Raw genomic sequence first — 24536 nt, 5'->3', positions numbered from 1 at the left:
CGCTGAGTTTTCTGCCAGCGAGGCAGTCAGCGGCGACGTTGGTTCCGAACCGGAACTGGGCGGAACCACTTTTGGAACCAATAACCCTTTGTTCTATAACGATATAATTAGTTGGTTCCGGAGTTCCGGAAAATCCCCCTCGCATGTACGCGCGGACGCTCGCATACACACGCCCTCGCACATGTACGCGAGGCTCCGGAGCGGAACTGCGGAACTGCGCAAAAAACGCATAGTTATCAATTGGATGGAAGTTCCGCGCGAGTTCCGGACTGGTTCCGTTTGGAACCGCCCCCCCGGGCCCGTTTTTGCCCCGCGACTGGACATCCAATCTCTTGGACTGCCAACGGGCCGGGGTCAAGGATGAGAGGCTGAGAGGCAGGCGCAGCGCCACGGGCACAGGCTGCAGAGCGGCGACGGGCCGGGGAGAGAGGCGAAGGAAGCGGCCGCTGTTCACGTCGCCTGCGGCGCCGTGGCGGCCGCGCGTCGGCGCCTGGCCGAGCGCTGTCATCCAGGCGCGCAGCGAAGCTCTTTCGGGCCGGGGAAGCGCAGATGATGAGCAATCGCGCACCGCGTCGGCTGCGCCGCCGCTGCGATCGCAAGTAAGTCCGCGATGGCGCGGAGAAGTCATGATCAGCATTCTGTCAATCCCCTGTGGATTACGCAGATTGTGTCCGGTTTATCGGCCATAACTTGAGCGGTCATGCGGGCGCTTGGCACTCGCATCAGCCATGCTCTTTCATCTGCTGCGCGACCCATTCGGCGGCCGTCTCGCGCAGGCTCGCTTTCGGTAGTTCGTCGTCGTCGAACAGCGCCGACAGCGGCACCAGGACCGCACGTGACTTGTAGGAGCCGAAAGACACCTTCTCGCACCCCAGGGCACCCGGGACGCGCGCAAGCGACTGGCGCCACACCCCTGCCTGCCAGACGGTGGTGTCGAACACGCGAGAGAGGCCCTGATGGTTGTTCGCCACTGCCAGGTAGCCCGGATCTTCGCGATCGAACGTCGCGGCGCCCCAACGGGCCGGGGTGACCTTGTTATCCTTCCCCGTGCTCTCCGGCAGGCGCCGTGCGTTGACGAGCTTTAGGCCGATCTGGTGCAGGCGATCATTGGCCTCCTGCGCCTTGTTGCTGGCGATCGCGTCGCCGAACAGCGGCTGCATCGCGAAGTTGAGCGAGCGCTGGATCCACGTCGCGATCTGCTCGCGCTCGTCACCGCCGCGCGACTGCACCAGCGTTGTCATGATGTGCGCTACGCAGGCGTCGTGGTCGGCCGTGGTCTCGGTCACCTCGGCCATCCGCTGCGGGCGGCATTCCTGCAGCCAGGCCTCCATTTCCTCATCAGCCGGCACCGAGTGCACGTCGTCGCTGATGAGGATGTCGGCGCAGGCCAGGAGCGTGCCGAACTGGTCGCATGCGCGCGGACTGTGGCCGAGGCCTGACAGCTTCTCATGAAACTTCTGTTTGGTGGCCGCGAGGCGAGGCCATCCGTCGATCATGCGGCGCATGAGCTTCTGGCCCATCACGCCGAAATCCGTTGTCTGCAAAGCCTCCGGCGGCGGGGTGTCTTCCTTGAGGGGCATCAGCTCGAGGATCGCCAGGCGCGATCTGTCCTGCGGCAACAGCGGCGGGATCAGGATGCTCGAGAACCAGAAGCAGCTCTGCAGCGTGAATTCCACGCCCGAGTGATCGGCACTGCCGCGTGTCGCCGTGTCACCACTCGAGGCGATACGCGCGAGCTCGATGATGGCATCGTTTCCGCGGTTGTCCTTCTCGGCCTCGCGTTCGTCGATCATCACCGGCACCGTCGCGTTGCGCAGGTGCGATCGGATGCCGGCGGCGCTGGTGTTGCTGGTGCGGAACGTGCCGGCGCCCAGCAGCTTGTGCACCAGTTGATCCTTGCCGTTGAGCGTAGACTTGCCAGTGCCGGCGCCGCCGGTGATCCACACGTGCGGGCGCCAGGGCAAGGCTCCGCCGATCATGCTGGCGCCGATCATGCCCAGGCACAACACAGAGTCGAGCAACGACCGCTTCCACTGCCAGGTCTGCAGCAGGTTCAGCAGCGCCTCGCCGACCTCGGCGCCGACCTCCTCGTGCCAGGGCCGGGGCGTGGGTTCAGCCGAGGGATAGACGTAGCGCTCGTACAGGCCGGTATCAGCATAGCGCCAGCCCTTGATGCCGCCCTTGGCGTTGGGGACGCTCACCAGCAGCTTGTCGCCATAGTGGTAGACCAGACCGCCGGCGCCCTTTTCAGGACGATGGGCGCCGCGCCCGCGCATGCGCCCGGCAGGATCGAACACGCCCTTGCGAACAGCCTCGATGATTAATGCCTGGGCAGCGGCGGACTGGTCCATGCCGATGATCTTGGGAGGCTCTACTTCCTCCCATTTCTTGGTTTCTTTATTGTACTCGTTGCGCGGCTTCGACCATTGCGGAAAGTTTGCCTCGAGCCAGTTGAACGAGGGGCCGAATAGTGCCGCGAGGGCATTCTTGCCGTGCCGGTTGCCAGCCTCGAGGCCGGTCAACTGACCATTCCAGTTGAGGTAGTAGCAACTCTGTTTACCCGTCACGTCCTGTTGATTGCCCAGGACCTTGATCGGGCAGTCGGGCGGGAACGGCTTGACGCCGCCATCGCCGTGACGGTCCATTTCAGGGCCCATATCGCCGGCTTGGGCAAACTCCGGCGCCGGCTGCGGATTGTCGAGCGCCGCCTGTATAGCGTTGCTGCTCATGAGTTGGAGCCTTTCAGGCCGCAGTGCGGCTCGATGCAGTCACGGCCGAACCAGTCGGGCACCAGGCCTTCCGGATTGCACCGGCAATAGGCTGTGCCCTGGCGCAGGCATGGAATGGTGATGCGCTCGAGGGGTGTTCCCTCGTACAGTCGTTCCATCCCGCTCGGCGCCGTCGATAAGTTTATGCGCGGCGCCCGGGGCCGGGGTTTGACAGGATCCACCGGAGCGGTGGCGGGGGGTAAGACTGTCACCCGCTCCGGTGGTACCGCCTGTGCCGCAGGGACGACGTGGGCGGCTTTCGAAAGAAGTGCCGTCTCTCCGGCTGTCACGTCCATTATCTCAGACGTTGCAGCTGCAGACCGGCCTGCAGCGGCCCTACTCACCCGCTCCACGCCAGCCCGTTTAAGCCTCGGGGCTGGCGCTTCATCACGCGCTTTCGCATGGATTTTGGTTGCAGGGGCAGGACTCGAACCTGCGACCTTTCGGACATGGACCGAGCGGGCTGCCGCTGCCCTACCCTGCGAGCTTGCAATAATATCGAGCCGGTTGAACAGGCCCGGACCGCCAACGATATCCGGAAAGGCCTTCACCGGGCCCATCGCCGAACTCACCGGCGCCATCGCGGACCGCACAAGCAGGTCCGGGCGCAGCTTGCGGCCCGTCTTGCGGTCAAATCCCCATCGCGTCAGCTGGCTCACGCGGCTCTCCCTTGCTGGCGCCGCAGCGCGATCCACCAGTCGTTGATGTCCTTGTGCTCGGCCGGCGGCCGCACGGTCAGCACCTCGATGCCGCGCGCCTGCTGTTTCGCGATCGAGCGTTCCAGCTTGTCCTGTTCGTCCAGGTTCGGATCATTGTCGGCCACGATGACCAGGCGCTTTGCCGCCGGCGGCAGCAGCACCTCGCCGATGTTGCCCAGGCTGTACGCCGCGATGATCCGCAGGACCGGCCGCATCATGCGAACGACCAGAGCGTCCTCGACGCCTTCCGTGACGTAGATCGCCTCGCCTTCAGGCATGTGGCGCATGGACTTTCCGCTGGATCCCCGGTTGATGGGGATGAAGCCGCCCTTGCATGGGCCCAAGACCTTTTTGGGCTTCACCACCTCGGCCTTGACCCATCCCCGGCGCGGACATTCGTGCAGGAACGTGCGATGCACGCCCACCTGCTCGCCCATGGCGTTGACGATCGTGCCAAGCATCGTCGGCACCTTCACCGACAATTCCTTGCAGTACACCTCGGGGTGGAACTTGAGCGAATTGGGCCACGCGCCCTCGGCATCGGCCTCGAGCGCCGTGCAGACGCCCCGGTTGATCAGATAGAATTCCGCGCCCGTGCCAGCCATGGGCTTGCCCTTCAGGTACAGCGACTTCGCGCCGGCAACCTTGGCCTGGCGCTCTTTTTCGAACTCGGCGTCGCGGATAGCGGCGCGGTCCTGCGCCTCGCGGGCGCGCCGATCGCGCTCTTCAGGGCTCAGCAGCGCCGGCTTACCGGGCTTCCAGTCGTCGACGATGCCCAGGCGGCGCTTGGCCTCCTCGATCGCATCGCGCGGCTCGGCCAGGCAAAGCTTGAGGCGCAGCAGGTCGAGCATGTCGCCCTTTTCCTCGCCCGCCAGCGCGTTACCCATGTCGAACCATTTGCCGATCTTGGGGCCGGACAGGTGGACCCAGGCACTGGCGGAGCGGCCGGTGTCAGCGATGCCGCTGAACATCCACTTGTCTTTGCCCTGGCTATAGGATCCGTTAGGCAACAGCTCCTGGGCCAGCTCGCGGGCCCGGGCGTTGATCCTTTCAGCGATCTCGCCGACGCTGAGCATCGTCACCGCATCTCCCCCGGGGTGGCCAGGGCGTGGACCATCTCGGCCAACGTGCTCAGTTCGATCGACAGCGCCATGGCGTCTTCGACCGACAGGTGGACGATCGCGCCGGCATCGCCGAACAGGCCGACGCGCCATTCCCCGCCCACGCGCATGCCGATCGCGCTCACGCGGCCGCCCGGCGCGCGCGTGGCCTCGAATTCACCCGGCCGCTGGTCGAAGATCGCCGAGGAGTTAACCATCAATTGCAACTGCAAACGGTTGCAGCACAAGGAAAAGGTCCTGATCGACCACATTCATGGTTAACCGGCTTGCCTGTTGATAACTATCACGGCTTATTGGTCGTTCGGCCAATGGCGAGGGGGATTTATGCCGCACAGTTCAGGCCGCTTCGTCGAGAAGGTCGAGGCCGACCTCGCCATCCGTCACACGACGGATCGAAAGCGCAACGCGCATGCCGGGGCGGCGGACACCACGCTCGATGTCGCTGACATATTGCGGGTGCGCGTCGATGGCGCCCGCCAGTTCGGCTTGCGTCATATCGCTGCTTTCCCGCCATTTTTTCAGCGCTTCGCCGTAGCTCAAGACGTCTCGCTCCTTGCCCGCCTCCCGGAATAAGACAATGGGACTTATCGCGTCAATGGACAAGACAACTTTCGCAGTGCACACTAAGTCCGCATGACTTACCTGTTCGCTATGTTTCCGGACAACCGCATCCGCGAGTATCGCAAGAAAGCAGGCCTCTCGCAGGCTGAGCTAGGCGAGCGGGTGGGTTTACATCAAACGCAAATAGGAAATCTCGAGAACGGCGGCCGCAACCTCACGTTCGAATGGGCGCGGCGGATCGCGAAGGCCCTAGAGGTTCGCCTCGCCGATTTGCTTAGCGAGGAAGATAATCCGGACCGCCTCGAACCAGCTGAGCGAGAACTGGTTCACCATTACCGCAAGGCTGATGAGACGCAGAAGCATCTAATTGAGCGCGTGGCGGAACCGGTAGCAGAGTTCAAACCGGCAGAAGAAGTCAAAGCTCTCCGCTCAAGCAAAAAAGTCGCCTAGAAGCGATGAGCTTCGCCGCCGACATGCTTATAGTTGGCGGTTTAGCTGTTATCTGCGGCGCATCTGCAAGCGATAGGATATCAGAGCCATTCAAGGTCGCTGCGATAGTGTCGGCGGTTACCTTTGGCCTATGCTTTCTTGCCTTCCTTGAGGGTAGCATCGCCGTGCGCAACAGCATGGCACTTCTCATCAACTTCGTGATCCCGCCTGGCGTTACCCAGGCATCATTTTTGGCGGGCTATGCAATCGGGAAGGCAGTGAGGCGTAGGCGATCCAGCAACGACGATAATCGCACAGCAAAATAAGACTATTTGACATACTAAGTCAGTTAGACTTACAAGGCCCCCGTTCACACGAACGGAGGCCGCTTTGTCCTTACATTCGATCCTCTCGCCTCAGGCGAGCGCCGACACCACTACGGTCGGCATCCTCTACATCCGACGCCGACTGGGCCAGGATGATTTCAAAGCCCGTCGGCTGACCCAGTACGTCTCGCTGCTGGTGCGCGAGAAGGGTTTCCCGCCGCCGCTGCCCAGCATGACCGGCGGACGTCTTACCGACGACGTCACCATGAAAAGCCAGTGGCTCCGCCACGCGGTCGACGCATGGCTGGGCGATCTCCTCCCCCCCGACAACGCCATGAGCGTCGATCGCGCCGCCATGGCCGACGCCGCCCGCGAAATGGACGAGGCTGCCGGCAACCTCGGCCTGCGCGTGATCGCGGGAGGTCGGGCATGAACCTGCAGCTTTCCGTCGACAATCGCGCCGAGATCTTCGGCGACGCCACCTCGATCGCCGACCTGGCGCAGTTCTCTTTCACCGGTGAAGACAGCCAAAAGCTGGACATCTACCGCGTCGACGAGATCTTGCAGGCCGACTGGAGCGGCGAGATCCGCGACATGGAGATGGAGTACGCCACGGGCGTGACCACCACCTTCAAGGATGGCTCCAGACTCACTGTCGCCGCCTGGGCGGATTGCTGCGATCGCACCGGCTACTGCAGCCACTGCGGGCAGGGAGCGCTGGCAGCATGAAAGCCGTTGTGCGCCGCATGCCGGGATGTACCGATTTCGGCCCCCTAGACGGTATCTCCGCTGAGATCCCGCCGATGTCCGAGATCAGCGGCGTCACCTATTACAGCGCCCAAAGCTGGCAAAACGGCGTCAGCCACTGCGCCAACGGGGGCAAGGCCATCATCTTGTGCATGGCACTTGGTGACACTGGCCTGATGCAAGGGCTAACGGTCGAGGGTGCGCGGCGAATGGCCGCCTCGCTGATGAAGCTCGCCGATAGGCTCGATGCCGAAGCTGCAGGCGAGGTGGCGGCCGCTCTCGACAACATTCGCGCACAGCGGGGCAAGTCGTGATCCGCCGCCCCTCCCGCCGTCTCGCCATCTGGCTGGCCCGCGTCGATGCCGGCCATCCGCGCGCGCTCTCGCAGCTCGACCTGCTGCAATCCGCCCTGGGCGGGGCGATGGGCAGCATCTGCGGCCTCGCGATCGGGCTTATCATCATCCGGCCGCTCCTCGCCCTCGTCGGGTTCGAAGGTGCCTGGCGGTGACGACCTTCGCCCGCCTCTACGCGCTGGCCTTCGCCGCCAGCGTCCTTCTCGGATGGGCGATCGCCCGCATCCACCTCGCCCTGCTGGCGAGCAACTGACCATGTTCGAAGATAGCGTTCCGTCTTCCTGCGCGCCCATTTTTTCGGAGGGTCCTCTCGAGCGGGCGGGACGTGAAGGCCCGGCGGATGGAGCAGCAGTATCCGCCGGGTCGCAATCAAGTCTGGCCCAGGGTGAGCCGGGCCCGTCACAGTTTCCTTTGGGTCGCACCAGGGAAAGCGCGCCGCCGTCAATGTCCCAATCCGGTTCCCCCATGGCCGGGACGGACGGCGCGCCTACTACCCCTCCCGTCGATGCCGCGCATGCCCCCGCGGCGGCGCCGGCGGGAGGGGCCACCTTTGCCGGCGTGCCCGTGCGCGCCATGGAAGACGTGATGGCCGCCCGGCTCGAACAGATCGTGACGTTCGGCCACACGCCCGAGAGGGATCGCGAGATCCCGATCTACCATCACCGCGAATTCACCGCGAACGGCCGGCGCTCGATGATGCGCCAGGTCGAAAAGCAGCTCGCCTCCGCGTCCGAATATGCCGCCTACGGGCACGGCAAGCTCGATGTCACGCGCCGCAAGCTGGTGAAGACCGCCGCCCTCATCCTCGCCGCGATCGACCGCATCGATGCCGAGCTCGAAAACGAGCCGGCCCCCGACGTCGACGAGGACGACCTGCCCGAACTCTGACCATCGCCTGGGAGAGGCACATGGAAAACCGCAATCACCGCGTCCCGGCCGAGGCCTGGATCATAGCCCTGATTATCGTCGCCAGCGCCGCCGGAGCGGCCGCCGCGATCTTCGCCTGAGGAACCGAGATGGCAGAAAATACCGACGCCCGCCTGCGCGGACTTATCGAACGGGTCGAACGCCTCGAGGAGGAGAAAAAGGGCCTCTCGGACGACATCCGCGATGTCATGGGTGAAGCCAAGGCCGTTGGCTACGACGTCAAGATCATGCGCCAGATCCTCCGCCTGCGGAAGATGAAGCCCGACGATCGCCGCGAAATGGAAATGCTCCTGGACACCTACAAGTCCGCGATGGGCATCGACTGATGCGTGACCTGAGCGAACTCACCCACCTGCGGGCGCGCCACCTCGAGCACAGCTTCTACGGCGGCATGAACCACCCAATGATGGAGCGCGTCCACGGGATTTTCCAAGTGCCGATCAAGAGCTCCAAGCGACCGCTGCGCGTCATTGCCAGCGCCGGCGACGCGCCCGGCGGCCACGGTTGGGACCATGTCTCTGTCAGCCTTCCCGGCCGCTGCCCCACATGGGCGGAAATGGACGAGGTGAAGCGCCTTTTCTTCCACCCGCACGAAGTCGCGATGCAGCTGCACCCGGAAGAGAGCGAGCACATCAGCAATCATCCGTACTGCCTGCATATCTGGCGGCCCGTGAATGCCAAGATCCCGATGCCGCCCTCCATTCTGGTCGGCGTCGGTTCGCTCGGCGAGCTGACGAAGCAAAGCAGCGCGGACTTTGTGAACCGCCTCCGCAGCGTGGGAGTGCTCTGATGGCAAGTCACCTTGCAAACCGAGCGGCGCAGATCCGCAGCATCGATCGCGCCAAGGCCGCCTTGAAGGACGGCGATCGCATCGCCTTCACCAGCTGCCCTGGTACAGCTCGGACAGCCACCTTCACCGGATGGGACGGAAACTGGATCTGCTGCAAGACGCGAAACGACATCGCCGCGCGCAGCATCTTTAAACTGAATGGCTTGCCCGTCAGCTTTGCCGACCCGCCTTGGGAGCGATACGACCCCGCCACGGGCAGACCCTTTGGCGATCACGGCACTGCCGCCCAGGCACTCCACTGGGCCCTCAATGTTTACGAGGATCCAAGCGGGGGCCTCGATTTCCTGCAGGAGTGGCAGCAGGGAGGAGCTTGGGAAGAGTGGTTTGAGTTCTACGAATGGCTCGAGCCATGGCCGGCTGAGCGCCCCCGGCGCGGCACCGGCGCGCTAGCAGCGGCCGACATCGATGGCTGACCGCCAGATCCTCCGCCAGCAGCGCAGTTCGCTGATCGCGGCGGCCGCTACCGGCGACGCCGGCGGCGAGCTGCTCCGCTTCCACATGGAGGGCGCCCGCTGCAACTGGCCGTTCGGAGACGAAGAGCCCGTGGCCAAGCTGGCCGAGGCGCTTTTGCGCACCGCCCGGATCGAGAGTGAAATCCTCGAATGCCAGCCAAGCGCGGCCAGCTACCGGTCGGACCTCGGCCAGCTCGCCGCCGCCTGCGCGAAATTCCTCGCGGACCAGAGCGTCGGCATCCCGCTCGATCTCCTCGAGGACATCCACGAAAGCGAGGAACCCTCCTGATGGCAAAGCAGACCACCTCCCACGTCAAGGTCAACCCGCCGCTCGGCCGCATGCTGGTCCTGCAGTTCCTGCCCCCGCAGGAACTCGCCGTGGACGCCACTTACCAGCGCTCCGCCGCCGGCGGCGATAGCCAGGCGTTGATCCGCCGCATCGCGCAACACTGGGACTGGGACTTGTGCCTGCCCCTGGTCGTCGCCCGCCGCCAGGGCGAGGGCGGCGAGGACGCCTATTTCGTGATCGACGGCCAGCACAGGCTGGAGGCTGCGCGCCTGCGCGGCGACATCGCCCAGCTGCCCTGCGCCGTGCGCACTTACGCCAGCGTCGCGGCCGAGGCCGCCAGCTTCGTAAAGCTCAACCAGGAACGCAAGCCGCTCAAGAAGCTGGACCTGTTCAAGGCCGCTGTCGCCAGTGGCGACCGAGAGGCCTGCGCGATCGTCGCCGCCCTGGCCGACGCCGGCCTCGCCCTCGCGCCGCACGGCAATCCCACCGCCTGGAAGCCCGGCATGGTATCGAACGTTGCCGGGATCGAGGTTGCCTGGCGCCGACGCGGCGAACCCGCCACGCGCGCTGCCCTGCAAGCCCTCTCGCAGGCTTTCTCCGGCCAGGTGCTCCAATATGCCGGCACCGTGTTCCCCGGCATCGCTGCGGTCTGCGCCGACGAAATCCATCGCCACGGCCGGTTCACCGAAAAGCGCTTCGAAATCTTCACCAACATGCTCGCCCTGCGCAGCCAGGATAAATGGCGCGAGGACGTGGCGCGCGCCAAGGCGGAGGAACCCAACTTCCAGTTCTCCGCCGCCAGCGAGGAAGCACTGCGCACCGCCTGGTCCCGCGCGATCGGTGAGCCCAAGGGCATCAAGGGCGTCGCCTCAACCCCGCCCCCCCCACCAGCGCCCGCGGCACCGCCCGCCCCAGCGCCTGCCCCAGCGCGTACCCCACCGCCCGCCCCCAGGCCGGTGTCCCGGCCGGGCACCGGCCCTGCGGTATCCATGGCCACCGGCCCGCGCTGGTGCGATCAGTGCGACAGGAAGGTGGACCACCGCGAAGCGGCAGCCTGCCGCGACAAGTTCTGCAAGTCTAGGTCGGCCGCCGCGTAATGCCGGCACCCGTCCCCAAGGATCCGCTGGTGCGCGAAGGCCGCGACGCCGCGATCGATGCTTTCATGCGCGGCACCGAGCCCGCGCGCTGCCCCTACCGCCCGTCGACCAAGCGCGCCCTGTTCTGGAAACACGGCGCCGCGCAGGCCGAGGCCGCCCTCGAGCAACTGATGAGGATCGGAGCATGACCGACGCACAAAACAGCGCCGTGGAGGCGGTGGCGCGCTTCGACGACGCCACTGTAGAGGCTATGGCTAAGGCGCATTGCGATTTCTTCGGCGGAGAGGGCTGGTGGGATACCGGTCTGATCGCAGACACCAAGCCTAAAGCGCTTGAGGCGATGCGCGCCGCCCTCGCCTCCCTGCCCGCCGCGAGAGAGGGGGAGGCGGTGGCGCTTGATACCTTGCGCGATGCCTTCATGACTTCGCAATCCAACGGCCACCCCGATCCATCTGAACGAAGCTACCGGCTGATTTTCAGTTTTTCCAACCTAGGCGCCTTGCAAGCCGCTCATACGGCGATGGTCCATGCCTTCAGAAAGGGTGCACAATGCTCGACTGGTGCCTCCGGTGCTTCCGCCATTGGCGGCGCTGTCACTGCGACGACTGACCCCGCCCCCTCCGATCAGGAGAAACTGTCAGCGTCCCTTGAAAGCGCTCTTCGCATCGAGGCGTGGAATTATATGCGGTCGCTTGGAAAGCCGCAAGATGACGCATTGGCCTATGTTGAGAGCGTCATCTCGCGCGCCCGCCAGACCACCCCCGCCGTATCGGGGGAAGGGTGATGGACCGCGATGACATCATCGAGGCCATGGAAAGCACCGCGCAGTCGCGCAAGCGGACCGAAAGTCTCAAGTCGCCATTCGCCGACAGCGCCGACATGCGCTTGTGGCGCGACCATCTCCTCCGCTTCCTCGAGGAGCTCGACGGCGACATCACCATCAGCGAGGTTGTCGAAGCCCTGGAAGATTACCGGTGACCCCGCACCACGCCTTCCCCGACGTCACCTGGGCGGATCTGCGCGCCGAGCTGCTGCGCGAGATCGCCCACCGGCAGAACACTTTCCCGCGCCTGGTCAGCAAGGGCCAGTTGACGCAGGCCGACGCCGATCGGCAACTGGATCTGTTCGGCGCGCTCCTCGAGGACGTCCGTCGCTTCCAGGCATCGCGTGAGCCGGTCGACCAGGGCAAGCCGGCGATCAATCCCCTGCAGGTCGAACGCCGGGCGAAGTCCACGCTCCACGCCTACACCTGGTCCGAGCGCCGCGCCGCCATCACGCGCGAGCTCTCCTACCGCGAGCAGATCTATCCGCGGTGGATCTCTAAGGGCCAGCTCACCCAGGCCGACGCCGATCGGCAGGTTCGCCGGCTCAAGTGCCTGCGCGCCATCTACGAGCTCGGCCTGGACTGGAAGCCGTCCAACGGCGTGCGCCCCCACTTTTCCGCGATCGAACCGACGCCCCAGGAGCAGGACTCCCGGGACGAATGGCAAGCGATCGAGGCCGACATCGCCGCGCGCGAAGGCGTGGCTCAAGAGGAGATGGCATTGTGACTTTCGACAAAGCGTCGTTCGAGGCCGGCTATCTGATCGCGGTCGCAAACATCATGCACCTGCATGGCGACGAAGTGATCGCCGAAGACGTGCTGCGGGAGGGTGACATCCGCGCGAACGCGGTCCGCCGCCTCGATGTCAACGACTTTGATGCGCGCCCGCTGCGCAAGCTGTTCCGCGAAATGAAGAGAAAGGCGGCCTACGATGCCCTGCGCCATGTGTGACGACACCGGCTACAAGGATCACGGGGGCTTCGCGATGGATCCTTGCCATCACACGCTACCGACGCGTTCAGATCCTATGGAGGCGATCATAGCCGCAGCGCTCACCGCTGCAGGCTTGCAATTCGCCGGTGAGACCGAGAACCCCGCTCGTCTCGACTTCCTCCTTGAGGGCGGGATCTACATCGAGGTGAAGCGCATGCACTCGCCGCGCATAGCGGAGCAGATGAGCCGCGCGCCGAATGTGATCGCCGTGCAGGGCGAAGACGCGGTGCGATGGCTGGCGGCACGGCTCACCGCCCCGACGTCCGAGATCCCCGCCGACGTCGTCGAGCTCGTGTCGGCCGCGCGGGCAGCGCTCTGGTGCAACTGGCCTGGGTTCACCGGTGACGAAAGCGGGATCGATCGCGCCCTGCAGGCCTTCAATGATCGGGTGCCGGCATGAGCGACCCACTGCAGAGCTACGAGAAGTTCGACGGCATCGGCCCCCACGCAGAAACGATCGAGACGCGGGCTAGCATCGGCGAGCGCTTCCTCGAGTGCTATGCGAGCGCGCTGGAAGATCCGCTTTTGAAGGGCTTCGCTCCGGCCGACTGCCCCAGCGAGATTGTGTTCGACTTGGTCGAGCGCCTGCGCCTGGCCAACGACGTGATCGAGACCGCTAAGCGCCTCTCCGACAACATCGCTGAGTTCGGCACGATCACAGATGGAGAATTTGTCGAGGGCCTTGATGCGGCCCTGGACACCTACCGCGCCGGCCGGTCGCCGGCATCACCACAGGAGGTCATGATGGCCGAAACCATACACCCCGCGCCGGAAGGTTTCAGCGCGGAGCAGCTGCAGCAGGATCCGATCCTGCGTTACTTCCACTTCGCCCACCTTCCGGCGAGCCTGCAGGTCACGTCGATCAAGTTCTATGAGCTTGCCTGCTACATGATCGCGGTGCTGCCCCGGAACGCCGAGCGCTCGGTAGCCCTGCGCAAGCTCCTCGAGGCGAAGGACGCGGCCGTCCGCGCGAATGTCCAGTGACGACGCTTCGGAACCACGATGTCGCCGACATGGCACAGCAGGCGGCCGAAGAGATCGAGCGGCTGCGTGCGCAGATCAATCGCCTTGCTCCGCTCGCCGAGGCGTACGAGGCGATCCGCACCATCCTCGGCCTGCTTCCGGGGCAGGCCATCGGATATGGAGAGGATCTCGCGCACCGCCTTCGCAGGCAGGCCGAGGAACTGCGCGCTCAGCCGGTAGCGAAGATCGAGGAGTAATCACTAATGCCGGAAGAATGGTTCGATCTCGCCTACATCAATTTCGACAAGGTCATACTTCACGGCCGGATTACTACCGGACACGATGAATTTCGTGTACGCCGCGAAGCAGAGGTCGAACAGGTTCTCACTGACGAACAGAAGGACGCAGTGCAGGAACTGAAAATAAAGCATAACGACGAACTGAACGCTCTGCTCAGCAGCTTCGTCGACCGCGAGGCTGCCATCGCCGCCTCGAATTGACACCCTACCCGGGGCGGATGCATCATCCGCCCCGATGGGACGCCGGCATCAGGCCGGCTCCCGGGCAGAAAGGCCCCATGATGGCAAACCACATCACCCAACTCGAATTCTTTCAACTCGCCGTCCGCGCGCTGGGCGGATCCCGCTCGGCCGCCGAAGCGATTAGCTGCAGCGAGCGCATGATGACCCGGCTACTGTCCGGCCAGGCCAAGCTGCACGAGGGCTTCCTCGCCGATATCTCGGCCGCGCTACTCAGGCATGCAGAACTCTGCCGCCACCTCGAGCGCCGCCTTTCCCCCGCCTTCGTCTCCAACCTGGTCGATGGCCAGGCGCAGGAAGACGGCCGCCGCAAGCGCCAGGGAGCCTGACATGGCGAAGATCACCATCCCCTGCCTGGTCGGCAAGACGAACAAGGCCGGCGTCACCAGCTGGTACTGGCAGCCGAGCAAGACGCTCGCGGCCGCCGGGTGGCGCCCGGTGTCGCTGGGCAAGAACATGACCGTCGCCATGGCGGCGGCGCAGTCCCGAAACGAGGACGTCGCGAAGTGGAAGGCCGGTGCCATGCGGCCGGGCGGCATCGAGCGCAAGGATCCTGCCGGCACCTTTGGCGCCCTCATCCAGCGCTACCGCCGCGAAGTCGTGAACGGCAAGAAGCCGAACGGGAAGGATCGCCTGGCCGAGAAAACCCGCGAGGCCTACGAGACCGGGCTCAAGCGCCTCGAGATCTGGGCGGGCAAGCATCCTATCGCCTACATCACGCCGGCACGCGTGCAGACCCTGCGCGACGCCAACGCCAAGCCGGTGGACAAGGGCGGCATCGGTCACTCGGCCACCTACAACATGCTCAAGACGCTGCGCCAGGTCATGGCCTTCGCCGAGCGCAGGGACATCATTCCCAAGGGCAGCAACCCGGCCACCAATTTCGAGCTGGGCGCGCCGGCGCCGCGCCGCACGATCTGGGAAGCGGACGACGATGCCGCCTTCACGGCCGCCGCCTACAAGCTGGGCATGCCCAACATGGCGCTCGCCCTCGAGCTCGCCCTCTACACCGCCCAGCGCGAGGGCGACCTCATCAAGATGACCGAGGCGCAGGTGACCGAGCTCAATCTCCATAGCGAAAGCCTGCGCGAGAAGCTCGCCGGGAAAGACGGCAAGGTCATGGGCTGGGTTCTCAGCCAGAAGAAGACGTCGAACGACGACTACAGCGTCGACATGGCGATCCCACTCGAGCCGGAGATCCGCTCGCGCGTGGAAGCCGCGATCCGCACCAACCGCGCGCGCGATCGCGCGGCCGAACCCCAGCGCCTGCTGACCTACGTCCTGGTCGACGACAAGACCGGGCTGCCCTGGGACAAGCGCGGTTTCATCCGCGCCTGGACGAAGATCCTCGAGACGGCCGCCGAGGCGACGAAGCGCCCGCACATGACGGACCTGGTATGGCACGACTTGCGCCGTACCCGGGTCGTCCGCCTGCGCCGGCGCAGCATGCCCAAGGAAATGATCGCCGCGATCACCGGCCACTCGCTGCAGTCGATCAACGCCATGCTCAAGGTCTACGGCCCGATCGACGCCACCATCACCGCCGCCGCGATCGCGGACAGCCTCGATACGCCGGTGAAGGCGAAGCCCGCCGACGATGCCCAGGAGCAGAGCGCGTGACGGAATTTTATCGCATCCAGGTAGGCGGCCGCAGATCGGGCCGAACACACGCGGCTGCCTCAAGGATGTTAAGCAAGTTGGCGGAGCCCACTGAGCATGACCTGAAGCAGTTCATGTCGGATCTCCGCCTGCATGGCATCGCCATCGCAAAGGACGGAAAGCGGATAGATCCTGCCGAATTCCAAGGGGGCCGGGATATCGAGCTTCTGGCCTTTGACGAGTGGCATTCAGACCCTTCCAACAAATCTACAAAATAGAGAACTTGTTGGAACGATTTAGGCGTTGTAACCCGCAGAAACCCGTCAATTACTAGTATTTGTAATCAGGGGGCCACGGGTTCGAATCCTGTAGCCGGCACCATCGCCCCCACCGTTCGGCGAGACCGCACCCGGGCTCAGGCCTGCGTAACCCCGTTCAGTTCGAAGCGATGCACCCGCGGGGAATCGCAGGAATAGAGCGTGTAGCTTTCGTAGTACTCGGCCCGGCCGCGGTGCTGGACGAGGAGATGTTCGGCATGATGCGCCCAGGCCATCGCCGCGTCCTCGTCCTCCCACTCCGACATCGACAGCACTTCGCCGTCGTCGGCGGTGTAGCTGCGGAACAGCAGGAAGCCGGGCTGTCGGTGCGCCAGCGCCTCCATCATGACGGCGTCATGGATATAAGCGTCGGCGTCGATATCGGCGCGCTTGCGGTTGCGGAAGACCACGAGGAACATGGTTCTCCTTTGCTAACGCCGGGCGCCGTCGACAAGGGGGGATGGGTCCATTGCGAGCCCAACGGGCCAGGAAAAGAGATCGATTACACCCATTGCGATGCCAACCGTCCTGAGCTGGGACACAGTCGGGCGCCAGTATCGTCCCAAGCGCTCCACTGGACAAATCGCGCATTTGCCGACAAGGCGCGGAACCATGAGCGTCAACAGCTTCGGCCGCCTTTTCCGTTTCACCACCTGGGGCGAAAGCCACGGGCCCGCGATCGGCGCCGTCGTCGACGGGTGCCCGCCGGGCCTTGCCATCGACGAGGGCGTGATCCAGCCCTTCCTCGACGCGCGCCGCCCGGGGCAGTCGAAGTACACCACGCAGCGCCAGGAACCCGACGCGGTGCGCATCCTCTCGGGCGTGTTCGAGGGCCGGACGACGGGCACCCCGATCAGCCTGATGATCGAGAACGTCGACCAGCGTTCCAAGGACTATTCCGAGGTCGCGCTGGCCTATCGGCCCGGGCATGCCGACTACGCCTACGACGCCAAGTACGGCTTTCGCGACTATCGCGGCGGCGGCCGCTCCTCGGCACGCGAGACGGCGAGCCGGGTGGCCGCGGGCGCGGTGGCGCGCCTCGTCATCCCCGAAGTCAAGATCCTCGCCTATGTCTCCGAGATCGGCGGCGACATGATCGATCCCGGCAAGTTCGACGAGGAGGAGATCGGCAACAACCCCTTCTTCTGCCCCGATGCCGCCGCCGCCGAGCGCTGGGAGGCGATCGTCGACAATGCGCGCAAATCGGGTTCGTCGGTGGGCGCGGTCGTGGAATGCTACGCCAGCGGCGTCCCCGCCGGCTGGGGCGCGCCGCTCTACGGCAAGCTCGACGCCGACCTCGCCGCCGCGATGATGGGCATCAACGCCGTCAAAGGCTTCGAGATCGGCGACGGCTTCGCCGCCGCGCGCCTTACGGGCGAACAGAACGCCGACCCGATGCGGCCTTCGGAAACGGGCCCCGACGGCGCGCCGGAATTCCTTGCGAACCACGCAGGCGGCATCGCCGGCGGCATCTCCACCGGCCAGCCGGTAACGTGCCGCGTCGCCTTCAAGCCGACCTCCTCGATCCTCACCCCGCAACAGACCATCACCCGCGACGGCGAGGCGGCCGAAATGTTCACCAAGGGCCGCCACGACCCGTGCGTCGGCATCCGCGGGGTGCCCGTCGTGGAAGCGATGATGGCGCTGGTGCTGGCCGACCACAAGCTGCTGCACCGCGGGCAGTGCGGGTGAGAGCAGGTCGCTCACCCGCGTAGCCACGCTCACTTCAACGCAAGCAGTGCCCGGAGCCGAGCCAGCAGCGACCTCGTTTCGTCTTGCGGCGCGATCCAGGCATTCGGCATGCCCTCCGTGAAGCGCGAAATATCGACGGCCTCGCCACGCAGTGGAATCGCTACCATAGATGCCGGAACTGGCCAGGGCGCGATTGCCTTCACCATGCCCGGAGGGACCTCCTGCCAGCGAGAAGACGCATCGCCCCACCAAAATCCGGGATGAAAGCGATAGTCTGGAAACGCGCCTTCGCCCCAACGACGGCAGATACCGGCCAGGAACTCGGCTGTCTTCAACTGGGAATACCCCGCCTCCCGCATCGCCTCCAGCGACGGGAAGCGTTCTGCATAGAAATCGGGGTCGCCCAGCAGATACAGTGCGATCGCCGTGCCACGATCGCAATCGGGCTGGTCGAGAAGCCAGTCGAGGATCGTCGTGCCGTTGCCCCAGTTCCAGCTCAGCGCGACCTGATGCCAGGTCTTCGGGCCTTGGCCGGGCAGCCAGGCGCGCAACCGTTCCATCTCGTCATCGTCGTCCATGTCGGCACAATCCGTTTTTTCCGACACGGGTCAATCCGCTCGCTTCGACAAGCGAGCACGGGGGCATTAGAAGGCCTGATGCTTCCCTTATGTGAGTTCCCGTTCTGCGCATCCTGATCGACGCCGACGCCTGCCCGGTGAAAGAGGAGACCTACAAGGTGGCGCTTCGCCACAAGGTCCCGGTGGTGGTGGTCTCCAACAGCCCGATCCGCGTGCCGCAAAGCGCGCTGATAACCCGCAAGGTGGTGAGCGACGCCTTCGACGCCGCCGACGACTGGATCGTCGAGGCGATCGAGACCGACGGGGGCGTCGCCGCCGTGGTCATCACTGCCGACATCCTGCTCGCCGACCGCTGCCTGAAGCTGGGCGCGAGCGTGGTGGCGCCCAACGGCAAGCCGTTCACCACCGCCTCGATCGGCAGCGCCGTCGCCACCCGCGCGATCATGGCGGACTTGCGCGCCGGCGGCGACATCGTCGGCGGACCGCCGCCGTTCGGGAAGCAGGACAGGTCGCGGTTCCTCTCGGCGTTGGACGAGGTGCTGGTGCGGATGCTGCGGGCCGGCCGCTAGGCGCTACGACATTCTTCATTCCCGCGAAGGAGGGGATGGTCGATCGCATCTCATCGACACAGCCGCACAATCCGCCTTGCCGTGATCGCCTCACCCGATGAGGCCAATCGGATCAACGCGCTTAAAATCGTCACACCCCCGGCCTATCTCCGTCTCGTCAGTTTCACCAACCCAACGAGGGAAATACATCCATGGGTATCGTCGGCAGCACCATCAAGCCGTTCACCAACACCGCCTTCCAGCAGGGCAAGGACTTCTTCGACGTCACCGAGGCGGACATCGCCGGCAAGTGGGCCGTGTTCTTCTTCTACCCGGCGGACTTCACCTTCGTGTGCCCGACCGAGCTGGAAGACCTTTCCGAGCAGTACGAAACGCTGCAGGGCCTGGGCGTCGAAGTCTACGGCGTGTCGACCGACACCCACTTCAGCCACAAGGCCTGGCACGACACCTCGGACAAGATCGGCAAGATCAAGTACGCGTTCCTCGGCGACCAGAACCACAAGCTGACCAACAACTTCGGCGTGCTTCGTGAAGAAGCCGGCCTGGCCGACCGCGCGACCTTCGTCGTCGATCCCGACGGCGTGATCCAGCTCGTCGAGATCACCCCCGAGGGCGTGGGCCGCAACGCGGTCGAGCTCGTCCGCAAGATCAAGGCCGCCAAGTACTGGCGCGAGCACCCCGGCCAGGTCTGCCCGGCCAAGTGGGAAGAAGGCGGCGAGACGCTGGCTCCTTCGCTCGACCTCGTCGGCAAGCTCTAAAGACGACCAAATCCTCCCTGTGGCCGCGAGCCACGGGGAGGTGGCAGCCCCGCGAGGGGCTGACGGAGGGGGCGGGCCGCAGGACCGCTTTGCGCACCGCCCCGCCCCCCTCCACCATCCTTTGGATGGTCCCCCTCCCCGCTTCGCTGGGAGGAGTTTAGGAAAAAGGACCCTGACATGCTCGACGCCACCCTGAAGCAACAGCTCTCGCAATATCTCGGCATGCTGCGCGAGCCGATCGAGCTTGTCGCCTCGCTTGGCGACGATGCGAAATCGACCGAGACCCGCGAGCTGCTGACCACCATCGCCTCGCTCTCGGACAAGGTCACCGCCACGTTCGACGGCGACGACAAGCGCCGCCCCAGCTTCATCATCCGCCGCGCGAGCGACGCGAGCGCCTGGGTGCGTTTCGCCGGGCTGCCGCTCGGCCATGAATTCACCTCGCTGGTCCTCGCCCTGCTGTGGGCCGGCGGCCATCCGCCCAAGGTCTCCGACGAGGTGCTGGAACAGGCCCGCGCCATCGAGGGCAGCCACACGTTCGAGATGTACTTCTCGCTCTCGTGCCACAACTGCCCCGACGTGGTGCAGGCGCTGACGCTGATCGGGCTCAACAACCCCCACGCCGACGTCACCCTGATCGAAGGCGGCACGTTCCAGGCCGAAGTCGAGGAGCGCGGCGTCATGGCCGTTCCCGCCGTCTTCCTGAACGGCACGATGTGGGGCTCCGGCAAGATGAGCATCGAGGAGATCCTCGGCAAGCTCGATGTCGGCGCCGACGCCAAGGCCGCCGCCAAGCTGGCGGGCAAGAAGCCCTTCGAGGTGCTCGTCGTCGGCGGTGGTCCCGCAGGCGCCGCAGCCTCGGTCTATACCGCGCGCAAGGGCTTCTCGACCGGCATCGTGGCAGAGCGTTTCGGCGGGCAGGTGCAGGACACCATGGGCATCGAGAACTTCATCTCGGTCCCCTACACCGAAGGTCCCAAGCTGGCCGCCGCGCTGGAGGCGCACGTCGCCGAGTACGACATCGACGTGATGAACCTGCAGCGCGCGGAAAAGCTGATCCCCGCCACCGAAGTCGGCGGCTTCCACGAAGTCGTGTTCGCCAATGGCGCATCGCTCAAGGCGCGCTCGCTGATCCTCACCACCGGCGCCCGCTGGCGGAACCTGGGCGTGCCCGGCGAGGAGCAGTACAAGAACAAGGGCGTGGCCTATTGCCCGCACTGCGACGGCCCGCTGTTCAAGGGCAAGCGCGTGGCGGTGATCGGCGGCGGCAACTCCGGCGTCGAGGCGGCGATCGACCTTGCCAACATCGTCGGCCACGTCACGCTGATCGAGTTCGACAGCAAGCTGCGCGCCGACCAGGTGCTGGTCGACAAGCTGGCCTCGATGAAGAACGTCGACATCCACACCTCCGCCCAGACCACCGAGGTCGAAGGCGATGGCGAGAAGGTCAACGCGCTGGTCTACAAGGACCGTAACACCGGCCAGGAGCACAAGGTCGAGCTGGAAGGCGTGTTCGTCCAGATCGGGCTGGTGCCCAACACCGAATGGCTCAAGGGCTCGGGCCTCGAACTGACGGGCCGCGGCGAGATCGTCATCGACGAGAAGGCCGCCACCAACCTGCCCGGCATCTTCGCGGCGGGCGACGTGACCACGGTGCCCTACAAGCAGATCATCATCGCCATGGGCGAAGGCTCGAAGGCGGCGCTCTCCGCGTTCGACTACCTGATCCGCAACGAGGCGCCTGAGGAAATCGCGCAGGCTGCCCAGAAGGAAACGCAGGCCGCCTGAGCCTTACGCCGGTCAACGAGAGGCGGGCGGGAGTCGGAAGACTCCCGCCCGTCTTGTTATTCGGCATGTCGTCCCGGACTTGATCCGGGACGACGGGTATTCAAAACGCCACGCTCAACGAAGCCCGGATCGACTTGTCGGAGCTGGTGCTGGTCTTTTCCATGCGCGTGGCGATCTTCCAGGTGAAGTCGTAGCCGCCCGCCAGCACGCTGGCCTCGCCGACCCAGGCCCCCTTGAGGCTGTCGCCGACGATGGTGAAGGCCTCGCCCGCATCGTAGCTGTCGCCGCCGTTGAAGTACGCGGTGGTGTTGCCCAGCTTGCCGGTCAGCACTTCGCGCCGCCCGCCCTCGAACGAGAAAGTGAGCGGGCGCCAGTCGGGCGAGATCGCACCCAGTGAGTACGAGGCGGTGACGGTCGGCGTCGCGGTCAAGGCCTTGCTGGTACGACTGGCGACGGAGAGGGCGATGGCGTCGCTGTCGGCGGTCTCGTCGTAGCTGCTCTCCTTCAGCCACATCTGCTCCAGCTCCAGCTTCGGCTTGAGGCTGAAGCGGCGCGACATGTCGAACTTGTAGCTCGCGCCCACGAGCCCCGAGAACAGCCAGCCCTTCCAGCTGCCGTCGGCGTCGTAGGTGAAGTCGGTGTCGTCGATGGTGCCGGTGTAGGTGCGCGTCGAATCGATCGAGATGCGCGAGGCACCCACGCGCGCCCAGGCCATCAGGGGGCCCTTGGCGGTGCGCCAGAAGGCGCCGAAGTCGTGCTGGCCGATGTCGAGGTTTCCGGTGCCGCCGTTGTCCTTCACCGTGCTTTTCAGCCAGGCGTAGGACACGCCGAAGTACCCGAGGTCGGTGTGCCGCTCGAAGCCGGCCGAGAGGCCCCAGCCGCTGGCCTTGTAGCTGGCGGTGCCGGTCGCCTCCTTGCTGGCGCGCCAGTAGACCGGCTCGAGCCAGCCGCCGACGTCGGAAATCTCGAACATCGAGGTGTCCTCGCTGATATGGCGCGCGGCGAGGCGGTCGCCCATCGTCACGGCCTTGAACACGCCGCCCGCGTGATCGGGCAGCAGCGAGGCCGTCTGGGTGCGCAGGGTCGCCGAATCCTCGACCTGAAGCAGGCTGTCGGTCATGTCGTCGTCGTTCTGCGCGGTCGAATAGATCGCGTCCCAGGCGGCGGCCTGCGACTTGGTCAGGCCCAGTTCGTCGGTCGTCTTGCGGGCCAGCGTCAGATAGACGTTGCTGTCGTCGCTGGTGACCGAGCCGTTGTAGAGGAATGGCGTGTCGACCGACGAGGTGAGCGAGCCGTCGATGGTCAGGTCGTCCGAGGTCAGCACGGTGTAGGTGCCTTCCGCCGTGGCGAGGCTGTTCACGGTCGCGCTGACGCTGGCGCCGTTCGCCAGCGTGGCGTGGTTGACCACCAGGGTCGAGCTTTCGTCGCCGTCGACGAAGACGCCGATCGTGCCGGACGAACCGACGGTCAGGGTGTCGAAGGCGACGGTGGTCGCCTCGTCGGGGATCAGCGTGCCGCCGTTGACGGTGACGGCCAGGTTCCCGGCATTGGTGAACTTGCCCGAGTAGGTCGCGGTATCGTTGATGGTGACGGTGCCGGCCTCGCCCGCGAAGTCCATCGTGCCGGAATAGACCGACGTGCCCGACAGGCTGGCAGTGCCGGTGCCGGCGCCGAAGTAGACGTCGCCGGTGTAGGTGGCGTCGTCCGACAGCGACAGGGTGTCGTTGCCGGCGCCGAAGTAGGTGTCGCCCTCGATTTCGCCGGTCGACGAGGTGATCGTGTCGTTGCCCGATCCGGTGAGGATGTCGCCGTAGATCTTGGCGTAGACGGTGGGATCGTCCTCGTCGTTGTCCTCGACGTAGTCGGCGCGGGTCTCGGCGTCGGCGTCGTTGAGGTACTGGGTGATGGTCACGCCGGTGGTGTTGGCCGAGAGGTCGAGCGCGGTACGGCTGTCGGTGCTCGATCCGTTGGCGGTGATGTAGCCGGTGTTGGTGATCGAGGTCAGGGTGCCGGACAGGTCCTGGATGGCCACCGTCGTGCCTTCGCCCGCCGAGCTGAGCGAGGCGGTTATGGTGCCGCTGTTGTAGAGGTTGTTGACCGTGCTGCCCTTGTTGATGAGCAGTGCCGTGGCGGACGTGTCGTAGGAGATCGCCGACAGCGTGCCCGACACGCCGATGCCGTCGGTCAGCGTCACGTTGCCGCCCTGCCCGCCGATGATGACGCCATAGGCATTGGTGTTGCTGTAGTACGAGTTCGCGGTGATCGAGCCCTCGATCGCCAGCGAATACGTACCGACGTTGGCGGCGACCGCGCCGATCGTGGTGTCGGTGGTCCCGCCGATCTGCAGCCCCGCGCCATTGCCGTAGGAAGTGATGACGCCGGTGCCCTCGTCGCTGTCGTCGACGCCGTCGCCGTCGATGTCGTCGGAGTCCGAATCGTCGTCGACCGGAGGCGCGGCGATGTAGATGCCTCCGTCGACACTGCCGGTGACCGAGACCGCCGCGGTGCCCGTGCGCAGCGCCGCGCGCGACAGGACCATCGTGTCGCCGTCCTGGTTGCTATACGAATAGCCCTTGGTCACGCTGCCCTGGATGGTCAGCGCGCCGCTGACGTCGCCGGCCACGCTGATAGCGCTGGCCCCGTAGCCGACCGCCGAGACGTTGCCCTCGACCGTGACGTTGCCGTCCACGGCCTGCGTCGAGATGCCGGTCGCATAGTCGCCGATGACGCTGATCGTGCCGGAGTTGGTGATGTCGCCGGTCCACTTGCCACCGAGCACGATGCCACCCGAGTTCTGGCCTTCGACCGAGATCGCGCCTTCGTTGAGGATCGTGCCCGAAGCGTCGCCCGTCGTGGAGATGGCGGCGCGGTCCGTCGCCGAGGCGATGCCGGTGGTGACGATGGAATCGTCGTCGTCATCGTCGACGCTGTAGTCTTCCAGGACCTTGATGACCGCGTCGTCGCCGACCGTCACGGTGGAGGTGGTGCCCGAAGCGATCGAGATGGCCTTGGCGTTGTCGGCATCGCCCATCTCGATCGTGCCGTTCATCGTCACGGTGGAATCGTTGTCGACGGTGATCGCGGTGCCGCTGTCGAGCGCGATTTCCCCGGCTGCCTTGACGGTGATGGCGCCCGCGGTCGACGTCGACAGCGCGGTGGTGGTGTCGCCCGATATGGTGGTGTCGGCCAGCGCCGGGCCGGAAACGAGGGCGAGCACCAGGGCGCCCAGGCTGGAAGTGGTGTGCAACGATGACATTTTTTGCGTCCCGAAAGGATGTGCGGTTTATCTGGAAGAAGGT

Annotated in this window: 33 protein-coding genes and 1 tRNA gene; 26 read left to right on the top strand and 8 right to left on the bottom strand. The window is 65.3% G+C overall.

Annotated features, from left to right (window positions below):
- Window positions 1–722: 722 nt before the first annotated feature.
- The 5 genes from ACFFDA_RS25325 to ACFFDA_RS25305 form a co-directional block, all read right to left on the bottom strand.
- Entirely contained in the window at window positions 723–2729 is a 2007-nt protein-coding gene (locus ACFFDA_RS25325; RefSeq protein ID WP_404480029.1) for a hypothetical protein, read from the bottom strand.
- 448 nt (window positions 2730–3177) lie between these two features.
- A tRNA-Met gene (locus ACFFDA_RS25320) sits at window positions 3178–3252 on the bottom strand.
- A gap of 171 nt (window positions 3253–3423) precedes the next feature.
- Window positions 3424–4542: a toprim domain-containing protein gene (locus ACFFDA_RS25315; RefSeq protein ID WP_404482874.1), complete on the bottom strand. Its 1119-nt coding sequence runs from the start codon at window positions 4540–4542 to the stop codon at window positions 3424–3426.
- Between the two features lie 2 nt (window positions 4543–4544).
- Complete coding sequence (locus ACFFDA_RS25310) at window positions 4545–4784, bottom strand: hypothetical protein (RefSeq protein ID WP_404480028.1); 240 nt, start codon at window positions 4782–4784, stop codon at window positions 4545–4547.
- Between the two features lie 139 nt (window positions 4785–4923).
- The gene (locus ACFFDA_RS25305) at window positions 4924–5127 is read right to left on the bottom strand and encodes a helix-turn-helix transcriptional regulator (RefSeq protein ID WP_404480027.1); all 204 of its coding nucleotides are present in this window, start codon (window positions 5125–5127) and stop codon (window positions 4924–4926) included.
- A gap of 93 nt (window positions 5128–5220) precedes the next feature.
- Here ACFFDA_RS25305 and ACFFDA_RS25300 point away from each other — a divergent pair, with 93 nt between their 5' ends.
- The 22 genes from ACFFDA_RS25300 to ACFFDA_RS25195 all read left to right on the top strand — a co-directional run bounded on the left by ACFFDA_RS25300 (window position 5221) and on the right by ACFFDA_RS25195 (window position 15556).
- Window positions 5221–5598, top strand: coding sequence for a helix-turn-helix transcriptional regulator (locus ACFFDA_RS25300; protein ID WP_404480026.1), 378 nt, complete (start codon window positions 5221–5223; stop codon window positions 5596–5598).
- Window positions 5599–5967: 369 nt separating this feature from the next.
- Entirely contained in the window at window positions 5968–6336 is a 369-nt protein-coding gene (locus ACFFDA_RS25295; protein WP_404480025.1) for a hypothetical protein, read from the top strand.
- Complete coding sequence (locus ACFFDA_RS25290; protein WP_404480024.1) at window positions 6333–6632, top strand: hypothetical protein; 300 nt, start codon at window positions 6333–6335, stop codon at window positions 6630–6632. Before ACFFDA_RS25295 ends, ACFFDA_RS25290 begins: the two co-directional genes overlap by 4 nt.
- Window positions 6629–6964 carry a hypothetical protein gene (locus ACFFDA_RS25285; protein WP_404480023.1) on the top strand — a complete coding sequence of 112 codons (336 nt, stop codon included), beginning with the start codon at window positions 6629–6631 and terminating at the stop codon, window positions 6962–6964. Before ACFFDA_RS25290 ends, ACFFDA_RS25285 begins: the two co-directional genes overlap by 4 nt.
- On the top strand, window positions 6961–7158 hold the full coding sequence (locus tag ACFFDA_RS25280) for a hypothetical protein (RefSeq protein ID WP_404480022.1): 198 nt from the start codon (window positions 6961–6963) through the stop codon (window positions 7156–7158). Before ACFFDA_RS25285 ends, ACFFDA_RS25280 begins: the two co-directional genes overlap by 4 nt.
- 310 nt (window positions 7159–7468) lie before the next feature.
- Window positions 7469–7891 (top strand): hypothetical protein, encoded by a 423-nt coding sequence (locus ACFFDA_RS25275; protein WP_404480021.1) that lies wholly within the window; start codon window positions 7469–7471, stop codon window positions 7889–7891.
- Between the two features lie 128 nt (window positions 7892–8019).
- Window positions 8020–8256, top strand: coding sequence for a DUF2312 domain-containing protein (locus ACFFDA_RS25270; protein ID WP_404480020.1), 237 nt, complete (start codon window positions 8020–8022; stop codon window positions 8254–8256).
- Window positions 8256–8720, top strand: a complete 465-nt coding sequence (locus tag ACFFDA_RS25265; RefSeq protein WP_404480019.1) for a hypothetical protein — start codon at window positions 8256–8258, stop codon at window positions 8718–8720. Before ACFFDA_RS25270 ends, ACFFDA_RS25265 begins: the two co-directional genes overlap by 1 nt.
- Window positions 8720–9193 (top strand): hypothetical protein, encoded by a 474-nt coding sequence (locus ACFFDA_RS25260; RefSeq protein WP_404480018.1) that lies wholly within the window; start codon window positions 8720–8722, stop codon window positions 9191–9193. Before ACFFDA_RS25265 ends, ACFFDA_RS25260 begins: the two co-directional genes overlap by 1 nt.
- On the top strand, window positions 9186–9521 hold the full coding sequence (locus tag ACFFDA_RS25255) for a hypothetical protein (protein ID WP_404480017.1): 336 nt from the start codon (window positions 9186–9188) through the stop codon (window positions 9519–9521). Before ACFFDA_RS25260 ends, ACFFDA_RS25255 begins: the two co-directional genes overlap by 8 nt.
- The gene (locus tag ACFFDA_RS25250; protein ID WP_404480016.1) at window positions 9521–10618 is read left to right on the top strand and encodes a DUF6551 family protein; all 1098 of its coding nucleotides are present in this window, start codon (window positions 9521–9523) and stop codon (window positions 10616–10618) included. The genes ACFFDA_RS25255 and ACFFDA_RS25250 overlap by 1 nt, the downstream gene beginning before the upstream one ends.
- Window positions 10618–10806: a hypothetical protein gene (locus ACFFDA_RS25245; RefSeq protein WP_404480015.1), complete on the top strand. Its 189-nt coding sequence runs from the start codon at window positions 10618–10620 to the stop codon at window positions 10804–10806. Before ACFFDA_RS25250 ends, ACFFDA_RS25245 begins: the two co-directional genes overlap by 1 nt.
- A complete protein-coding gene (locus ACFFDA_RS25240) occupies window positions 10803–11402 on the top strand; it encodes a hypothetical protein (protein ID WP_404480014.1) in 600 nt (199 codons plus the stop codon). Before ACFFDA_RS25245 ends, ACFFDA_RS25240 begins: the two co-directional genes overlap by 4 nt.
- On the top strand, window positions 11402–11596 hold the full coding sequence (locus ACFFDA_RS25235; protein WP_404480013.1) for a hypothetical protein: 195 nt from the start codon (window positions 11402–11404) through the stop codon (window positions 11594–11596). Before ACFFDA_RS25240 ends, ACFFDA_RS25235 begins: the two co-directional genes overlap by 1 nt.
- The gene (locus tag ACFFDA_RS25230) at window positions 11593–12168 is read left to right on the top strand and encodes a hypothetical protein (RefSeq protein ID WP_404480012.1); all 576 of its coding nucleotides are present in this window, start codon (window positions 11593–11595) and stop codon (window positions 12166–12168) included. The genes ACFFDA_RS25235 and ACFFDA_RS25230 overlap by 4 nt, the downstream gene beginning before the upstream one ends.
- Window positions 12165–12392 (top strand): hypothetical protein, encoded by a 228-nt coding sequence (locus tag ACFFDA_RS25225; RefSeq protein ID WP_404480011.1) that lies wholly within the window; start codon window positions 12165–12167, stop codon window positions 12390–12392. The genes ACFFDA_RS25230 and ACFFDA_RS25225 overlap by 4 nt, the downstream gene beginning before the upstream one ends.
- Window positions 12385–12834 carry a hypothetical protein gene (locus tag ACFFDA_RS25220; RefSeq protein ID WP_404480010.1) on the top strand — a complete coding sequence of 150 codons (450 nt, stop codon included), beginning with the start codon at window positions 12385–12387 and terminating at the stop codon, window positions 12832–12834. The genes ACFFDA_RS25225 and ACFFDA_RS25220 overlap by 8 nt, the downstream gene beginning before the upstream one ends.
- The gene (locus ACFFDA_RS25215) at window positions 12831–13418 is read left to right on the top strand and encodes a hypothetical protein (RefSeq protein WP_404480009.1); all 588 of its coding nucleotides are present in this window, start codon (window positions 12831–12833) and stop codon (window positions 13416–13418) included. Before ACFFDA_RS25220 ends, ACFFDA_RS25215 begins: the two co-directional genes overlap by 4 nt.
- Window positions 13415–13654: a hypothetical protein gene (locus ACFFDA_RS25210; RefSeq protein WP_404480008.1), complete on the top strand. Its 240-nt coding sequence runs from the start codon at window positions 13415–13417 to the stop codon at window positions 13652–13654. Before ACFFDA_RS25215 ends, ACFFDA_RS25210 begins: the two co-directional genes overlap by 4 nt.
- A 6-nt stretch (window positions 13655–13660) precedes the next feature.
- A complete protein-coding gene (locus ACFFDA_RS25205) occupies window positions 13661–13897 on the top strand; it encodes a hypothetical protein (RefSeq protein WP_404480007.1) in 237 nt (78 codons plus the stop codon).
- Window positions 13898–13974: 77 nt separating this feature from the next.
- Window positions 13975–14265: a hypothetical protein gene (locus ACFFDA_RS25200; protein WP_404480006.1), complete on the top strand. Its 291-nt coding sequence runs from the start codon at window positions 13975–13977 to the stop codon at window positions 14263–14265.
- Window position 14266: 1 nt separating this feature from the next.
- On the top strand, window positions 14267–15556 hold the full coding sequence (locus ACFFDA_RS25195; protein ID WP_404480005.1) for a hypothetical protein: 1290 nt from the start codon (window positions 14267–14269) through the stop codon (window positions 15554–15556).
- Between the two features lie 394 nt (window positions 15557–15950).
- Here the strand turns inward: ACFFDA_RS25195 and ACFFDA_RS25190 are convergent, their stop codons facing one another.
- On the bottom strand, window positions 15951–16271 hold the full coding sequence (locus ACFFDA_RS25190; RefSeq protein ID WP_404480004.1) for an antibiotic biosynthesis monooxygenase family protein: 321 nt from the start codon (window positions 16269–16271) through the stop codon (window positions 15951–15953).
- A 193-nt stretch (window positions 16272–16464) separates the two neighbouring features.
- Here ACFFDA_RS25190 and aroC point away from each other — a divergent pair, with 193 nt between their 5' ends.
- Window positions 16465–17544 (top strand): chorismate synthase, encoded by a 1080-nt coding sequence (gene aroC / locus ACFFDA_RS25185; RefSeq protein WP_404480003.1) that lies wholly within the window; start codon window positions 16465–16467, stop codon window positions 17542–17544.
- A 29-nt stretch (window positions 17545–17573) separates the two neighbouring features.
- Here aroC and ACFFDA_RS25180 read toward each other — a convergent pair whose 3' ends face one another.
- Window positions 17574–18122 (bottom strand): DUF4274 domain-containing protein, encoded by a 549-nt coding sequence (locus tag ACFFDA_RS25180; RefSeq protein ID WP_404480002.1) that lies wholly within the window; start codon window positions 18120–18122, stop codon window positions 17574–17576.
- Between the two features lie 104 nt (window positions 18123–18226).
- Here ACFFDA_RS25180 and ACFFDA_RS25175 point away from each other — a divergent pair, with 104 nt between their 5' ends.
- The 3 genes from ACFFDA_RS25175 (at window position 18227) to ahpF (ending at window position 21237) form a co-directional block, all read left to right on the top strand.
- Window positions 18227–18691 (top strand): YaiI/YqxD family protein, encoded by a 465-nt coding sequence (locus ACFFDA_RS25175; RefSeq protein ID WP_404482873.1) that lies wholly within the window; start codon window positions 18227–18229, stop codon window positions 18689–18691.
- Window positions 18692–18882: 191 nt separating this feature from the next.
- A complete protein-coding gene (gene ahpC / locus ACFFDA_RS25170) occupies window positions 18883–19449 on the top strand; it encodes an alkyl hydroperoxide reductase subunit C (protein WP_404480001.1) in 567 nt (188 codons plus the stop codon).
- A 177-nt stretch (window positions 19450–19626) separates the two neighbouring features.
- Window positions 19627–21237, top strand: a complete 1611-nt coding sequence (ahpF, locus tag ACFFDA_RS25165) for an alkyl hydroperoxide reductase subunit F (protein ID WP_404480000.1) — start codon at window positions 19627–19629, stop codon at window positions 21235–21237.
- 100 nt (window positions 21238–21337) lie between these two features.
- Here the strand turns inward: ahpF and ACFFDA_RS25160 are convergent, their stop codons facing one another.
- Window positions 21338–24493 (bottom strand): autotransporter domain-containing protein, encoded by a 3156-nt coding sequence (locus ACFFDA_RS25160; protein WP_404479999.1) that lies wholly within the window; start codon window positions 24491–24493, stop codon window positions 21338–21340.
- Window positions 24494–24536 lie beyond the last annotated feature (43 nt).

It is taken from the genome of Novosphingobium sp. BL-52-GroH (assembly GCF_044813085.1).
Classification (GTDB): domain Bacteria; phylum Pseudomonadota; class Alphaproteobacteria; order Sphingomonadales; family Sphingomonadaceae; genus Novosphingobium.
Note: the sequence above shows the minus strand (reverse complement) of the source record. Positions and strands in the feature narration are given on the sequence as shown.